The organism is Streptomyces sp. IBSBF 2435 (genome assembly GCF_036815005.1).
GTDB lineage: Bacteria > Actinomycetota > Actinomycetes > Streptomycetales > Streptomycetaceae > Actinacidiphila.
Window position 1 is genome coordinate 1 of record NZ_JAJSYW010000063.1, and the last position, 15331, is coordinate 15331.

At 74.0% G+C, this 15331-nt stretch carries 14 protein-coding genes; 9 read left to right on the forward strand and 5 right to left on the reverse strand.

The window, feature by feature from the left end:
- Window positions 1–550: 550 nt before the first annotated feature.
- Both V7E46_RS14765 and V7E46_RS14770 read right to left on the reverse strand, forming a co-directional pair.
- Window positions 551–1414 carry a DMT family transporter gene (locus V7E46_RS14765; protein WP_333768860.1) on the reverse strand — a complete coding sequence of 288 codons (864 nt, stop codon included), beginning with the start codon at window positions 1412–1414 and terminating at the stop codon, window positions 551–553.
- A 216-nt stretch (window positions 1415–1630) separates the two neighbouring features.
- Window positions 1631–2593 carry an SDR family NAD(P)-dependent oxidoreductase gene (locus V7E46_RS14770; RefSeq protein ID WP_333768837.1) on the reverse strand — a complete coding sequence of 321 codons (963 nt, stop codon included), beginning with the start codon at window positions 2591–2593 and terminating at the stop codon, window positions 1631–1633.
- 218 nt (window positions 2594–2811) lie between these two features.
- Here V7E46_RS14770 and V7E46_RS14775 point away from each other — a divergent pair, with 218 nt between their 5' ends.
- From V7E46_RS14775 to V7E46_RS14790, 4 genes are read left to right on the forward strand one after another with little or no spacing between them, the layout of a single operon-like run.
- Window positions 2812–4488, forward strand: a complete 1677-nt coding sequence (locus V7E46_RS14775; RefSeq protein ID WP_333768838.1) for an FAD-dependent oxidoreductase — start codon at window positions 2812–2814, stop codon at window positions 4486–4488.
- A 22-nt stretch (window positions 4489–4510) separates the two neighbouring features.
- On the forward strand, window positions 4511–5959 hold the full coding sequence (locus V7E46_RS14780; RefSeq protein ID WP_333768839.1) for an ATP-binding protein: 1449 nt from the start codon (window positions 4511–4513) through the stop codon (window positions 5957–5959).
- A complete protein-coding gene (locus tag V7E46_RS14785; RefSeq protein WP_333768840.1) occupies window positions 5956–6312 on the forward strand; it encodes a UBP-type zinc finger domain-containing protein in 357 nt (118 codons plus the stop codon). The genes V7E46_RS14780 and V7E46_RS14785 overlap by 4 nt, the downstream gene beginning before the upstream one ends.
- A 23-nt stretch (window positions 6313–6335) precedes the next feature.
- Window positions 6336–6944: a GPP34 family phosphoprotein gene (locus V7E46_RS14790; protein WP_333768841.1), complete on the forward strand. Its 609-nt coding sequence runs from the start codon at window positions 6336–6338 to the stop codon at window positions 6942–6944.
- A 161-nt stretch (window positions 6945–7105) separates the two neighbouring features.
- Here V7E46_RS14790 and V7E46_RS14795 read toward each other — a convergent pair whose 3' ends face one another.
- From V7E46_RS14795 to V7E46_RS14805, 3 genes are read right to left on the reverse strand one after another with little or no spacing between them, the layout of a single operon-like run.
- On the reverse strand, window positions 7106–7870 hold the full coding sequence (locus tag V7E46_RS14795) for an ABC transporter permease (protein ID WP_333768842.1): 765 nt from the start codon (window positions 7868–7870) through the stop codon (window positions 7106–7108).
- Complete coding sequence (locus V7E46_RS14800; protein WP_333768843.1) at window positions 7867–9459, reverse strand: ABC transporter permease subunit; 1593 nt, start codon at window positions 9457–9459, stop codon at window positions 7867–7869. The genes V7E46_RS14795 and V7E46_RS14800 overlap by 4 nt, the downstream gene beginning before the upstream one ends.
- Window positions 9456–10376: an ATP-binding cassette domain-containing protein gene (locus tag V7E46_RS14805; RefSeq protein ID WP_333768844.1), complete on the reverse strand. Its 921-nt coding sequence runs from the start codon at window positions 10374–10376 to the stop codon at window positions 9456–9458. The genes V7E46_RS14800 and V7E46_RS14805 overlap by 4 nt, the downstream gene beginning before the upstream one ends.
- A 175-nt stretch (window positions 10377–10551) precedes the next feature.
- Here V7E46_RS14805 and V7E46_RS14810 point away from each other — a divergent pair, with 175 nt between their 5' ends.
- From V7E46_RS14810 to V7E46_RS14830, 5 genes are all read left to right on the forward strand, one after another.
- Window positions 10552–11940, forward strand: coding sequence for a sensor histidine kinase (locus tag V7E46_RS14810; RefSeq protein WP_443054166.1), 1389 nt, complete (start codon window positions 10552–10554; stop codon window positions 11938–11940).
- Window positions 11937–12638 carry a response regulator transcription factor gene (locus tag V7E46_RS14815; RefSeq protein ID WP_329181523.1) on the forward strand — a complete coding sequence of 234 codons (702 nt, stop codon included), beginning with the start codon at window positions 11937–11939 and terminating at the stop codon, window positions 12636–12638. The genes V7E46_RS14810 and V7E46_RS14815 overlap by 4 nt, the downstream gene beginning before the upstream one ends.
- A gap of 418 nt (window positions 12639–13056) precedes the next feature.
- Entirely contained in the window at window positions 13057–13575 is a 519-nt protein-coding gene (locus V7E46_RS14820; RefSeq protein ID WP_333768846.1) for a methylated-DNA--[protein]-cysteine S-methyltransferase, read from the forward strand.
- Between the two features lie 118 nt (window positions 13576–13693).
- Window positions 13694–14491 (forward strand): ferritin-like domain-containing protein, encoded by a 798-nt coding sequence (locus V7E46_RS14825; RefSeq protein ID WP_329181520.1) that lies wholly within the window; start codon window positions 13694–13696, stop codon window positions 14489–14491.
- Complete coding sequence (locus tag V7E46_RS14830) at window positions 14488–15312, forward strand: ferritin-like domain-containing protein (protein ID WP_333768847.1); 825 nt, start codon at window positions 14488–14490, stop codon at window positions 15310–15312. The genes V7E46_RS14825 and V7E46_RS14830 overlap by 4 nt, the downstream gene beginning before the upstream one ends.
- Window positions 15313–15331 lie beyond the last annotated feature (19 nt).

A 15331-nucleotide genomic window follows, 5' to 3' on the forward strand; every position in this document is an offset into this window, starting at 1 on the left:
GGGCCGGGGCGCGGCTCTACCGGCGGCGCGCCGCCCGCACAATACGCGGCCGTGGTTTGCGAACGCCCCCGCGGTGCCCCCCCCCCCCCGTCCTGACCCCCGCCCCTGCCGGGGTGCGCGCCGCACCGTGCGGTGAGCCGGTGGGCCCGGAACGCCTCCGGGTGCACCGCTACGTCAGCGGCGCCGGCGGACCAGCGCACGGACGCCGAGGCCGTAGGCCATGGAGCCGAGGGCGACTACCACCACGGGCCACGCCGGAGGAGAGCCGGCCGGGAGCACACCGCTCGCCAGTGCGGCCCCCGCCGATCCCGTGCCCAGCAGGGCCGTTGCGGCGGGGCCGCCGGGCATTCAGTACGGCGGTCTCCGCTCGCCTGTTTCGCGGAAGGCCGCGGCCCGTCGGCCGATCACCGCGTCAGCGCACCCAGTCCTTCAGCGGCTCCGTGTCCAGGGTGATACCCACGGGAGCGGGCAGGGAGATCGTCTTCCCGAAGGGGCGCCGGATGATCATGCTGTAGGCACCGTCGTCGGGCCGTCCCGCACGCCCGGCCGCTCAGCTGCCCAGTTCGCCGGTCAGCGGCACCGACCTCGACAGATGCAGGGTGCCGGCGATGATCAGCGCCACCCCGGCCAGTTCCGGTACGATCCACCACTGGGTGCGGATGTGCTCGGCGTAGACGAGGATCCCCAGCAGCAGGCTGACCGTCGCGTCACCGAGGGTCAGCGCGGGCTGCGAGGCCGCGATGGAGCCGGCCTGCAGGGCGTTCTCCAGCAGGAAGACCGCCGCCACCCCGCACAGCGCGAAGCCGTACGTCTGCCAGGCGGTAAGGAAGGCGCCGAAGCCGCTGGCCGAGAAGGCGTTGGCGGACGACTTCATCAGGGCGGCGGTCAGCGCGTTGGCCACCGCGGCGGCGGAGCCGAGCAGCACCGCCCGGGCCGCGCCCGCCGGACGGTGCCGGGCCGCGCCGACCGCGAGGACGACCGCCGCCGCGCACACCGCCACCGCCGGGATCCAGCGGGCCATCGGCGCCTGGTCGGTACCCCCGTCCGGTGCGGCGCTGGCGAGGGCGAGCACCAGGCCGGCGACCATGCAGCCGACCGAGATCCAGCCGGACTTGGGCAGGGTGCGGTGCAGCACCGGGAGAGCGATCAGCAGCGCGAAGGGCAGTTCCAGGATGAAGACCGGCTGCGCCAGCGCCAGCGGCCCCATCACCAGGGCGAGCGCCTGGAAGAGCGCCGCACCGACCACCCCGCAGATGCCCAGCAGCCACACCGGCTGCCTGACCAGGTCCATCATCAGCTGCGGCTTCAGCGCGTCCTTGGCGGGCACGGCCAGCGTGGCCTTGCGCTGGAGCACCGTCCCGGTCGCGTTGCTTGCCGCTCCGATGAGCGCGAAGAGCACGCAGAGCACCAGCAGGGTGGGCCTCCGGTGGCGTCGTGGCCCGGCGCGGCACGCACGGCCGGGCGCGAAGGAATCCGCGGCCCGGCGCGGACATCTGTCCGCCCCAGCATCCGCCGCACAAACCCCCGAACCGGCCACCGGCCGGGCCGACCGGTGCGCCCTTCACCCGATCGGGCCACCGGCCAGGTCCCGGCCGGTCCCGGCGGGCGCTCGGCACCGGTCCGCCCCGGTTCAGCCCGCGAGGGCGTCGACGCCGGTGAGCTCGGCCGACAGCGCCCACAGCCGGGCCGCCTGCTCCGGGTCGACGGCGTAGTCGCGCACGCCGCCGCGGGAGCCGTCGGGCGACGCGGGACCCGCGACCTCGCAGTCCTCCAGGTACACCCCGCCCAGGCCGTCGAGCGCGGGCGAGGTCGCCGCCCAGACCTGGGTGGCCGCACCCTCCTGGGTGGACTTGAAGCCGGACGGGTTCAGCGGCTTTCCGTCCTCGTCGATCCAGCCGCGCTCGACCATCTCGGCCTTGGGCAGGTGGCGCTGGAGCGGGGTGAGGATGCCGCCGGGGTGCAGCGAGAAGGCCCGTACGTTCCGGTCGCGGGCGAGCGTGTCGAGGTGCCGGGCGAAGAGCACGTTGGCGGTCTTGGCCTGGCCGTAGGCCTCCCACTTGTCGTAGCCGTGCTCGAACTGGACGTCGTCCCAGCGGATCGGCGAATTGTGGTGGCCGCCCGAGGACACCGCCACCACCCGGGCGCCGCCCCGCTCGATCGCCGGCCAGAGCCGGTTGGCCAGGGCGTAGTGGCCGAGGTGGTTGGTTGCGAACTGCGCCTCCCAGCCGGGGCCGACCCGGGTCTCCGGGCAGGCCATGATGCCGGCGCTGTTGATGACGATGTCGATGCCGCGGCCGGTGGCGAGGAAGCGGTCGGCGAAGTCGCGGACGCTGTCGAGGTCCGCCAGGTCCAGCCGGTCGACCTCGACGCCCTCGATGCCGGCCACCGCCTCCGCGGCGGTCTCCGGGCGGCGGGCGGGCACCACGACATGGGCGCCGGCCTTGGCCAGCGCCCGGGTGGCCTCCAGGCCGATGCCGGAGTAGCCGCCGGTGACGAGCGCGAGCTTTCCTGTCAGGTCGATGCCGCGCAGGACGTCGTCCGCGGTGCTGTGGGCGCCGAAGCCCGAACCGATCGGTTCTTGTGGCGTAGTCATGTGACCGAGGCTAGGAGCTGAAGCGCGCTCCAAGGCAAGCCGCGCGCCAGGACGCACCCGGGCGGGCCGGCAGCCCGGCCGCAGCACGGCGGTGACGCTCAGCACAGGGACCGTGCCGTACGACGGCCGCGCGCTGCGGGCGCCGGGTCCGGCCACTAGGCTGAACGGGGACCTGCGTGAGCGAAACGCGCAGGCAGCGGACGGGGACGGGGATGCCCATGACAGCACCGGACAGCACACGCCGAGCCGTGCTCCTGACCGTGGACGACGACCCGGGGGTCTCCCGCGCCGTCGCACGCGACCTGCGGCGGCGGTACGGCGAGCGCTACCGCGTGGTGCGGGCCGAGTCCGGCGACTCGGCGCTGGACGCGCTGCGGCAGATGAAGCTGCGCGGCGACCCGGTCGCGGTGATCCTCGCGGACTACCGCATGCCGCACATGAACGGCATCGAATTCCTCGAGCAGGCCATGGACGTCCACCCGGGCGCCCGGCGGATCCTGCTCACCGCCTACGCCGACACCGGCGCCGCGATCGACGCGATCAACGTCGTGGACCTGGACCACTACCTGCTCAAGCCGTGGGACCCGCCGGAGGAGAAGCTCTACCCGGTGGTCGACGACCTGCTGGAGAGCTGGCTGGCCTCCGACCACCGCCCGGTGCCGGAGATCAAGGTCGTCGGCCACCGCTGGTCGGCCCGGTCGTCCGGGGTCAGGGAGTTCCTGGCCCGCAACCAGGTGCCGTACCGCTGGTATCTGTCCGACCAGTCCGAGGGCAGGCGGCTGCTGGACGCCGCGGGGCACGACGGGATGCGGCTGCCGCTGGTGATCGCGCCCGGCGGTGAGATCCTGATCGAGCCGTCGGACCAGGACCTGGCCGCGCAGGTGGGCCTGGCGACCACCCCGGCGGAGGAGTTCTACGACCTCGTGGTGATCGGCGCCGGCCCCGCGGGTCTCGGCGCGGCGGTCTACGGCGCCTCCGAGGGCCTGAACACGGTCCTGGTGGAGCGCACCGCGACCGGCGGGCAGGCCGGGCAGAGTGCCAGGATCGAGAACTACCTCGGCTTCCCCGACGGCGTCTCGGGCGCCCAGCTCACCGACCGCGCCCGCCGCCAGGCGACCCGCTTCGGCGCCGAGCTGCTCTCCGCGTGCGAGGTCACCGGCCTTGAGGTCAACGGCCCGGCCCGCACCGTGCGCTTCGCGGACGGCACCTCGGTCTCGGCGCACAGCGTCATCCTCACCACCGGGGTGGCCTACCGGCTGCTCGACGTGCCGGGGCTGGCCGAGCTGACCGGCCGCGGGATCTACTACGGCTCGGCGCTGACCGAGGCCGCCGGCTGCGAGGACCAGGACGTCTACATCGTCGGCGGCGCGAATTCCGCCGGGCAGGCCGCGGTCTACCTGTCCCGCGGCGCCAAGTCGGTGACGCTGCTGGTGCGCGGGGCGTCCCTTGAGGCGTCCATGTCGCACTACCTGGTCCAGCAGATCGCCGCGATCCCCACCATCGAGGTCCGCACCGGCACGGTGGTCGCCGCCACGCACGGCGAGGACCACCTGGAGAGCCTGACCCTGCGGGACACCGCGAGCGGCGGCACGGAAATGGTCGACGCCCAGCGGTTGTTCGTCTTCATCGGGGCGGCGCCCAGGACGGACTGGCTGGACGGGGTCGTCCGCAGGGACGGGCACGGCTTCCTGCTGACCGGGCCGGACCTGGCCGCCGAGGGCGAGCGCCCGCCCGGCTGGGAGCCGGACCGGCCGCCGTACCACCTGGAGACCAGCGTGCCCGGGGTCTTCGCGGCCGGTGACGTCCGCGCGGAGTCCGCCAAGCGGGTCGCGTCCGCGGTCGGCGAGGGCGCGATGGCCGTCATGCTCGTGCACCGCTATCTGGAGGGGCTGTGACCGCCTCATGTCTGGAGGGACCGTGACCGGCTCGACGCTGCCGTGCGACCCGGAGGATCTGAGGTCGCTGTTCCTGTTCGAGCACCTGACACCCGAGCAGCTCGGCCGGCTGTGCAGCTCGGGCCGGATCGAAACCGCGGAGCCCGGCCCGGTCTACGCCGAGGGCGACCCCGCGACCTGCTTCTACGTCCTGCTCGAAGGCACCGTGGTGACCTCGCGGCGGGTCGGCGCCGACGACATCGAGGTCAACCGCACCTCGCAGCGGGGCGTGTACGCCGGCGCCTTCCAGGCCTATCTGGGCGACCGCGTGCCGCAGCTGTACACCAACTCGCTGCGGGTCACCGAGCCGTCCCGCTTCTACGTGCTGGCCGCGGACGAGTTCGCGCAGATCATGCGGGACTGGTTCCCGATGGCCGTGCACCTGCTGGAAGGGCTGTTCTTCGGCAACCGGACCTTCCAGCAGGTGGTGAGCCAGCGTGAGCGGCTGCTCGCGCTCGGCTCGCTGTCGGCCGGTCTGACGCACGAGCTGAACAACCCGGCCGCCGCCGCGCTGCGGGCGACCTCGGCGCTGCGCGACCGGGTGGCCGGTATGCGCCACAAGCTCAAGGTCCTGGCCGGCGGCCCCTACCGGCAGTCCGACCTGGACACCCTGATCGGGGTGCAGGAGCGGGCCGTCGAGCGGATCGCCAAGGCGCAGGAGCTGAGCCCGATGGAGACCTCCGACCAGGAGGACGCGGTCGCCGACTGGCTGGACGGCCACGGCATCGCGGGCGGCTGGGATCTCGCGCCGGTCTTCGTGCAGGCGGGACTTGACGAGGAGTGGCTGGACCAGGTCGCGGCGGCGGTGGACGGCGAACTGCTGGAGAGCGCGGTGCGGTGGCTGAACTACACCGTCGAGACCGAGCTGCTGATGAACGAGATCGAGGACTCCACCTCCCGGGTGTCCGGTCTGGTCAACGCCGCCCGGCAGTATTCGCAGCTGGACCGCGCCCCCTACCAGGTGGTTGACATCCACGAGCTGCTGGACAGCACCCTGCAGATGCTGGCCGGGAAGATCGGCTCCGAGGTGACGGTGGTCAGGGAGTTCGACCACACGCTGCCGCGCGTCCCCGCCTACCCGGGCGAGCTGAACCAGGTGTGGACGAATCTGATCGACAACGCGGTGTCGGCGATGGACGGGTCGGGCACACTCACCGTGCGCACCTCGCGGGACCACGGCAGGCTTGTGGTGGACTTCCAGGACACCGGTCCCGGGGTCCCGGCCGAGATCCGGCAGCGGATCTTCGAGCCGTTCTTCACCACCAAGCCGGTGGGCCAGGGCACCGGGCTCGGGCTCGACATCTCCTGGCGGATCGTGGTCAACAAGCACCACGGCGACCTGGACGTCGAGTCGGAGCCGGGCAACACCCGTTTCCGGGTCAGGCTGCCGCTCACCGCCGCCACCCCCGACGCCGAGGAGGCCACCGAATGAGTACCCCACAGAGCCCCGGGATCGACCCGACCGTCCCGCCGAGCGGCGAGGGCTGCGCGGACTGCGACAAGGCCGGCGGCTGGTGGTTCCACCTGCGCCGGTGCGCCGCCTGCGGGCACATCGGCTGCTGCGACAGCTCCCCCGCGCAGCACGCCGGCGCCCACGCCGCCGCCACCGGGCACCCGGTGATCAGGACGTACGAGCCCGGTGAGAGCTGGTTCTGGAACTACAGCACCGAGAGTTACGTCGAGGACGGCCCTGAGCTGGCACCCCCGCTCAGCCACCCCACCACCCAGCCCGTCCCGGGCCCCGCCGACAGGGTGCCCCGGGACTGGCAGGCCCGTCTGCACTGAGCACTTCTGTGGAGCGCCCCCGTATGACCACCGCACAAGACCTGCTGTTCGTGGCCATGGACCTGCCGTCGACCCGATCGCTGGAGCGTGGCGACCTGTCGCTGGCGCTGGCCGGGGCCGAGCTGATCGATCTGCTCGGCCTCGGCGCGGTCACCCTCGACGGTGAGTCCGTGCTGCCCACCGGCAGGTCGGTCGCCGCTGATCCGCTGCTGGAGCTGGCCGCCGCTGCGGTCGCCCCGGTGGCGGACGGTGAGACCGTCGAGGACTGGCTGTGGCGCAGGGGGCGCGGGCTGCCCGACACGTATATCGCCGCGCTCGAAGCGGACGGGTTGCTCGGGCGCGAGCAGCGGCGGCGCTATCTGGTGCTGCGCACCAGCCGGATGGTGCTGCGGGACTCTGACGGGCGGCGGCGGGCCGCGCACCGGTGGGCCGCCGACGAGCCGACGCTGCTCGCGCTGGCGGCGGCGATCGGCATCTCGGGTCCGCCGCCCGTGCCGGAGCCCGCCCCCGGCCCGGTCGCCACGGTCGTCACGGCGGTGCGGCACGCGGTCGACGAGCTTGCCGCGGAGCGCAGCAGGCGCGCACGTCGCTTGGACGAGGCGAATCAGACGTACGTCCGCCGCGGCTTCTGACCCCCGGGCGCCCCCGGTACGTGGGCTCCCCGCGCCCCTGATGGCTTGCCCTCTGCGGCAGGGGGTGCGCCGCAGGGGCGCGGGGAACTGCGCGGCCAGCCCCCGCCGGGCAGCGGGCGACAGGCCACCGCAAGTGGCACCCACCCCCAAGCGCCAGGCGCCTACGTATCGCGGTGGTGGAAGGTGGCGGCGCCGAGGAGGAGGGCGGCGGTGGCCCAGGCGGTGAGGACGGCGAGGCCCGCGTAGGGGCCGAGGGCTTCGGAGCCCGGGAGCGTGGACTGGACCGCGAGCCCCGCGGTCATGGGACCCGCCTGCTCCAGGCGCCGGTACACGTGCGGGTCCGACACGACGGACGCGAGTATCGGGAAGAGGTAGAGCAGCCCGAGCACCACCCCCGCCGCGGCGGCGGAATCCCGTACCGCGGTGGCGACCCCGAGGCTGAGCAGCCCGACCAGCACCAGATAGACCACCGAGCCGGCGGCGGCCCTGAGTACCGGCCCGTGCGCGGGCGAGAAGCCGGTGAAGCCGTTGCCCGGCAGGATGAGCCGCCCGGCCAGCACCGAGCCGCCCACCGCGACCGTGCCCGCGACCAGCACGAGGCCGGCCAGCACCGCGGCCTTCGCCGCGAGGACCGTGGCCCTGCACGGCATCGCAGTGACCGTCGTACGGATCATGCCGGTGCCGTACTCCCCGCTGATCAGCAGCACCGCCAGGACGGCCACACCGGCCTGCCCGAACTCGACCCCGGTGAGGCTGAGTTTCGCCGGGTCCTGCGTGCATCCCGCCGCCGGGCAGTGGACAGCCGCGGCCGCGGCCGTGCTCACCGCCGCGGTGAGCACGGCGACCGCGGCCAGCAGCCACAGCGGGCCGGGAAGCGTACGGACCTTCGTCCACTCGGCGTGCACCGCCCGCCGCAGCCCGGTCACGCGTCCCTCCCGCGCAGCAGCACCGCGGCCACCGCGACCGCGGCGGCGGCGTAACCGCAGAGCACCCCGAGCCCGGCCCACGGCGAGAGCGGGAAGTAGCCCTCCGCGGGCGTGTAGTCGGCGGCGACCTGCGCGTACCGGTGCACGCTCTGCTGTACGGCGAAGGCCGCGGCCGGGGTGAGCCGGGTGAGCCAGCGGGACGGTCCGGCCGGGAGCACGGCGGCCACCGCGAGGATGTACGGCAGCACGATGGCGACCACGACCGCGGTGACCGCGCCCGCACTGCGCCGCAGCACCGTGCCGAGGGCGAGCGCGAGGACCGCGGTGACCGCGAAGAGCGCCGCGGTCCCGACGACCACCCGTACGTCCGTCGCGAACGGCGTCCGGTGCAACGGGAAGCCCTTGCCCTTCTCGACCGCCCCGACCAGCGGTACGGCGAGCGCGGCGGCGGCCAGCCCGGTCACGAAGGAGACCGATCCGATCACCACCGCCTTGGCCGCCAGCACCCGGCCGCGCCGGGGGTTCGCGGTGAGCGTGGTGCGGATCAGGCCGCGGCGGTATTCCGCGGTGACGGACATCGTGGCCACCACGGTCACCACGACCAGCCCGGCGAACGCCCCGATGAGGCTGCTCTCGACGGTCTTGCCGGGCGATCCGCGGCCCGGCACCACCGGGGCGACGTCGCCGCTGCCGGTGAGGGTGAAGGTGCCGCCCGCCTGCCGGTGGCCGAGGCCGGAGGTGCCGGGGCCGCCCGCGCCGCCGCCGACGAGGTCGCCGCTCCAGCCGCCGCCGGTGCTGCCGTGCAGGGTGACCGCGTCGAAGGCGGCGGTGGCCCGGCTGGGGCCCGCGCCGGTGCTCGACCCGCCGAGCGATGTGCTGGTGACGGTGTATTCGGGCGAGGTGGCGAAGAGCCCGGCCTGTACGGTCGCGGGCAGCCCCGCCAGGTGGGCGGTGCCGATGGCCTTCCAGTGCGTGCCGTCGGGCGAGTCGTAGCCGGTGAGGGTGTCGCCCGCGCGGGTCAGCCGCAGCCAGCGCGGCGAGGACGCGGAGGCGGGGCCGGGCGTACCTGCCAGGTCGTGGGTGTAGTCGTACTGCATCCGCACCCCGTGGCCGCCGGTGAGCGCGACCGCCGCGTACGCGGAGCCCTGCCCGGTGCCGTTCTTGACGATGACCCCGGCCTTCGCCCAGGGCTGTACGCCGGGCACCGTGCCGGCGGTGGGATCGCCCGGTGCGGTCCGGCCGTCCGGCGGGTGGACCCCGGTCAGCGAGGTGATCCGCGCGGTGATGCTGCCGTTCCCGGTGAGCGGCCGGTGCACCAGCGTCATGGTGTCGCTGACCTCCTCGCCGCCGGGTCCGGTCAGCGGGGTGTGGTGGCAACTGCCGCCGCCGGGGCCGGTGCAGGCGATGCTGCTGCCCGCCGCGCCCAGCAGCCCCACGGCCACGGTGACCAGGCCGGCCACCAGCATGCCGGCCACCCAGCCGCGTACGGTCCTGAATTTGGTCCACTCGGCGTGCAGCAGCCGCAGGAAGCCGTCGCGCCCCGCGGGCAGCGGCGAGCGGTACGGGGTGACGGTCGTGGTCGTGGTCACCGGGTGCCTCCGGACCTGAACTCGACCGCGTCACGGGTGAGTTCCATGTACGCCTCCTCCAGTGTCGCCCGGTGCGCGCCGATCTCGGAGAACGGCACGCCGGCCTGTCCGAGCAGGGCAGCGACCCGCTGCGAGGCGATCCCCGACACGGTGAGGGTGTCGGCGTCGGTGGCGGCGACGACGGCGCCGGCCCGGGCGAGCACCGTCATCGCCTGGGCGCGGGCGGTGGTGCGCAGCGTGACCCGGTCGCCGGACGCCGCCGCTATCAGGTCGGCGACGCCGGTGTCGGCGATGACCTTGCCGCGGCCGACGACCAGCAAATGCTGTGCGGTGTCCTGGAGTTCGCTCATCAGGTGGCTGGACACCAGCACGGCACGGCCCTCGGCGGCCAGTGAGCGCAGCAGGCCGCGCATCCACACGATGCCCTCGGGGTCCATGCCGTTGAAGGGCTCGTCCATGATCAGCACCGGCGGGTCGCCGAGCAGCGCGGCGGCGATGCCCAGCCGCTGGCGCATGCCGAGCGAGAAGCCGCCCGCCTTGCGCCGGGCCGCGGATTCCAGGCCCGCGTGGGCGACAACCTCGTCGACCCGGCGGGCCGACAGCCCCTGCGAATGGGCCAGCCACAGCAGGTGGCCGCGGGCGCTGCGGCTCGGCTGCAGCGCCCCGGCGTCCAGCAGCGCGCCGACGTGGCTCAGCGGATTGCGCAGCGCCTGGTAGCGCCGGCCACCGATCAGCGCGGTGCCCGCGTCGGCCGCGTCGAGGCCGAGTATCACCCGCATCGTGGTGGACTTGCCCGCGCCGTTCGGCCCGACGAACCCGGTGATCCGCCCGGGTGCGACGGTGAACGTCATCCCGTCCAGCGCCGCGGTGGATCCGAACCGCTTGCGCAGGCCGGAGACTTCGATGGTTGCTTCCATGCGGTGAAGGCTAGGGAGCCGGGCCCGCCGGATCGTCCCGCCGGGGAGCGGTCCTCGCGGTCACCGCCGCGGGGGACGGCGGGTCCCGGTGTCCCTCCTGAGATGTACGGCGATGTCCCTGGCCAGGAGGACGCGGCGGGCCGCCGGGTGCGGCCACAATACTCTGGTGAGGCTGATGATTACCGGGCGGGTGCGGGACTTCGCGGCGTCCCCGCACGCCGCTGCGGTGGCCGCCGCGCTGCTCGCCGCGGCCGCGGTCACCGAGGCGGCCGTACGGGCCGCCGTGACCGGCGGGTACGGCCGGTCGCTGACGGCCGGCCCGCTCGCCGTCGTCGTGCTGGCCCTGGCCACGACCGTCCCGCCGGCCTTCCTGTCCGCCCGCGCGTCCGCACTGGCCGTCTCGGCGGCGGCCGCCCTGTCCCTCACCGCCTTCCGGACCCTGACGGCGGCAGGCACGGTGGCGCTGCTGCTGACCCTGCACCACATGACGTCCGCGGCCCCGGCCGCCACGGCAGGTCGCGCCCTGCGGGGTCGCGGGGAGCCGGCGCGTGCCGCCACGGCCGGCCGTGCCCCGAGAGGGCGCGGGGAACTGCGCGACCGGCCACGATGGCGCGGGCGAACCGCCACCGCGAGTGGCGGCCCCTCAGGGGCGCGAGGAGCGCGCCCGGCACGCCCGGGCGGCAACCGTGGATTCCCCCGCGGCACCCCGCACGGTGTCTTCGCCGCCATGGCGATGGCCGTACCGTTCACGGCCATCGCCATGGCCGACCCGCAACTCGCGGGCGAAGCCCGCGTGCTGTCCGTGCTCGTCGCCTCCGCGGCCCCGGCCGCCGCGTGGGCCGGGGCCGCCCGGGCGGCCAGGGCCGAGGCCCGGGTGCACAGCGCGGCCCGCCAGGTCACCGCGCAGAGCCTGCTCGAACACACCGCCCGCGGCGAACGGGCCCGTATCGCACGGGAGTTGCACGACGTGGTCGCGCACCACATCTCGATGATCGCCGTCCAGGCGGAGACCGCCCGGCTGACCACCCCCGGCATGCCCGCCGCAGGCGCCGCGCGGCTCTCGGAGATCGGCGACACCGCACGCGCGGGCCTGACCGAGATGCGGCGGCTGCTCGGCGTACTGCGGCAGGACGCCGGGGTGGACATCGCCGAGCGGCGCCCCCAGCCGGGGCTGCAGCAGCTCAACGAACTGCTCGACGAGGCCAGGTGCGCGTCCGGCGCCGGTGTGCGGCTGATCGTGTCGGGACCGGCCGCCGCGCTCGACCCGGGCGTCGAACTGGCCGCCTTCCGTATCGTCCAGGAAGCCCTGACCAACGTGCGGCGGCACGCCCGCGGGGCCGCCGTCGACGTCGAACTCCACTACGCCGCCGACGCCTTGCGGCTGCGGGTCAGGGACAACGGGCCCGGGCCCGGCGCCGCGGCGGGGGACGGCGGGCACGGCCTGCCCGGCATGCGCGAGCGCGCGGCGGCGGCGGGCGGCACGCTGCGGACCGGCAGGGCGGCCGGTGGGGGTTTCCTCATCGAGGCGTCGCTGCCCGTCGGTGCGGAGGTGGTGGCCGGATGACCACCGCTCCCCCGCCGCCCGTGCGGATTGTCGTGGCCGACGACCACCATGTGGTGCGGACCGGGTTCGCCGCGCTGCTCGACACCCAGCAGGACTTCACCGTCGTCGGCACCGCCTGCGACGGGGCCGAGGCGGTCGCCGCGTGCGGCGAACTGTCCCCCGACGTCGTGCTGATGGACGTGCGCATGCCCGTCATGGACGGCATCGAGGCGACCCGGCGGCTCGCCGGGGCGGGGCAGGGCACGCCCCGGATCCTCATCCTCACCACCTTCGACCTGGACGCCTACGTCTATGACGCGCTGTGCGCCGGAGCCAGCGGTTTCCTGCTCAAGGACGTCACCGCGGAACGCCTCTTCGAGGCGGTCAGGGTCGTCGCCGCGGGTGAGGCCCTGCTCGCGCCGGGCGTCACCCGGCGGCTGATCGCCGAGTTCGCCCGGCTGCGCCCGGCGCCCGAGGCCCGCCCCGCGCCCGAGCTGGCGGCGCTCACCCCGCGCGAGACGCAAGTGCTCCGGCTGGTCGCGGAAGGTCTCTCCAACGGGGAGTTGGCCGTCCGGCTCACCGTCACGGAGGAGACGGTGAAGACGCATGTCAGCCGTATTCTGGCGAAGCTCGGGCTCCGTGACCGGACGCAGGCCGTGGTGACGGCGTACGAGACGGGTCTCGTGACCCCCCGCACGACCTGGCTGCCGCCGGCCTGAGCCGCCCGTCCCAGCGCCTGCGTCGCGGCTCCCCCTCCCGGTGACGACCCCTCGCCCGCGCCCCGGCACAACCTGGTCGCGCAGTTCCCCGCACCCCTGGAAAACGCTTGCCCTCTGCGACAGAGGAGCCGGAACTCACCCTCAGCGGCGGAGGGGACGTGCCCCGTAGGGGCGCGGGGAACTGCGCGCGCAACCATGGCGGTGGGAAAGTGCACCGCCACCGCAAGTGGCTCCCGCCCCAGAGGCGCGGGAAACCGCGCGACAAGCCACGACGGGACCGCGGGCGACAGGCCACCGCAAGGGGCACCCTCTCGACCGGGACCCCCCCTGGAAGGGATTGGCGTCTGAAATCCGCCAGCGCAGCGCCCCGCGGCGCGGCAGGGTCGAGGGGAGAGACGTTCGTGCGAAGGGGATCACCGTGACCGTACACACCACGATCGACAGCCCGATCGGCCCGCTCCTGCTGGTCGGGGAGGAGTCCGCGGCTCCCGGCGGGCGCACCGCGCTGTCCTGGCTGACGACGGCCGGGCAGAGGAACGCACCCGCGGTCCGGCCGGACTGGTCCCACAGCCCGGCCGCGTTCGCGGAGATCACCCGGCAGCTCGACGCGTATTTCCAAGGCGAGCTGACCGCCTTCGATATCCCGTTCGCCGACAGCGGCACCGGCTCGGACTTCCGGCAGCGCATCTGGGACGCGCTGGAGAGCGTCTCCTACGGGACCACCACGACGTACGGCGAGATCGCCCGCCGGCTGGGCGTGTCGCGGGCGGAGGTCCGGGCGCTGGGCGCGGCGATCGGCGCGAACCCCGTGCTGATCGTGCGGCCGTGCCACCGGGTCATCGGCGCCGACGGCTCGCTCAAGGGATACGCCGGCGGCCTGGAGCGAAAGCGCGGGCTGCTGACCCTGGAAGGCGTGCTCCAGCCCATGCTCGGCTGACCCCCGCCATCACTCGGACGGGTGAAGGTCGCGGAAGGACCAATCCGGGTGGCGCGGGGGGACGAAGTACGGCCGGAGCGTCCGCGACCGCGCGGGCGCGAAGGAGAGATGGGGCGTGATGGCGACGGATCGCATCGACACCCGGTTGCTGGAACAGCTCACGGAGCAGTCGCAGGATCTGAACAGCGACGCCGTGCGGATCACCAATGAGGCGCTCGGTGAATTCGCCGAGGCCACCGAGGAGCAGGCCGCGGTGCGGCGGCGGTGGTGGTCGCGCGGCGGCACGCTGGCCGGTGCGGCCGGTGCGGCGGCGGTGTTCAGCTCGCTGCGCGCGACCGCCGCGACGTCCAGCGACGACGTCATGGCGCTGCAGACCGCCGCGTCGATCGAGAACCTGGCGATCAGCGTCTACCAGACAGCTGCGGGCCTGCCGTTCATCAAGAACGGCAACAAGACGATCGTGGCGTTCATCGCCAAGACCACCACCCAGCACCAGGCGCACGCCTCGGCCTTCAACGCCGCCGCCACCCAGGCCGGCGGCAAGGCCCAGCACGCGCCCGACCCGAAGTACGCGGCAGTCGTCAAGCAGACGCTGCCCTCGATCAAGACCCCCGCCGACGTGGTGAAGCTCGCCATCACCCTCGAAGACGTCGCCGCCGAGACCTACACCAAGAACGTCAGCCAGGTCAGCAGCGCCCAGCTGCGCAAGCTGTTCGCCTCCGTCGCCCCCGTCGAGGCCCAGCACCGCGCCACGCTGCTCGCCGTACAGGCCCTGCTCGCCAACAACCTCGGCGACCTCGTGGCCATCCCCACCGACGCCGCCAAGCTTCCCGCTGCCGCCGGCAGCGTCGGCATCCCCGACGCCTTCTACCCGACCAAGAACGCCTCGCCGATCTCCGAGGGGGCCGTCAAGTGACGACCGCACACGACAACTGGGAACTGCCCGTCAGCGAGGCGGAGTTGGTCCGGCTGACGCAGGACCTGGAGGACGCCCACCGCTCCACGCTGCCCGCGATGCGGACCGGAGCGGCCGACCTCACCGAGGACATCCGCGCCCATGGCGGCAAGGCCGAGGACGCGCCGCGCGACCCCGGACGGCGCCGCTTCCTCGTCGGCGCGGGCGGCCTGGCCGCGGCCTTCGCACTGGCCGCCTGCTCCAGCAACGACAAGGACAAGTCCGCGTCGTCCACGAAGGACATGGGCAATTCGCCGAAGACGCCGGCGTCGAGCCTCTACACCGGCGACCTGAAGGTCGTCGCGCTCGCGGTGGCGCTGGAGAACCAGGCGGTCGGCGCCTACCAGGCCGCCCTCGCGGCGGCCAAGGCCGGCAAGCTCGGCACGGTCCCGCCGGCCGTCGCCACCTTCGTCACCACCGCGATGGCCCAGCACGCCGACCATGCCAAGGCGTGGAATTCAGTGCTGACCGGTGCGGGAAAGCCCGCTATCACCAACGTCCCGCTCACCAACCAGCCCGCCACCCTCGCGGCCCTGGGCAAGGCCAAGACCGTGGGTGACGTCGCCGCACTCGCACTCCAGCTGGAGGACCAGGCAGCGCAGACCTACCTCTTCGCCACCTACAACGTGAGCGCGCCGGCCGGTATCGCCACCGCGGCGAGCATCGCACCCGTCGAGGCCATGCACGCGGCGATCCTCCACTTCGTCCTCGGCCAGTACCCGGCGCCGGACGACTTCCTGCCGGTCGACAAGGCGGCGAGCCCGGCCCTGCTGACCGTCTGACGCCAACCGCGCGGTTCCC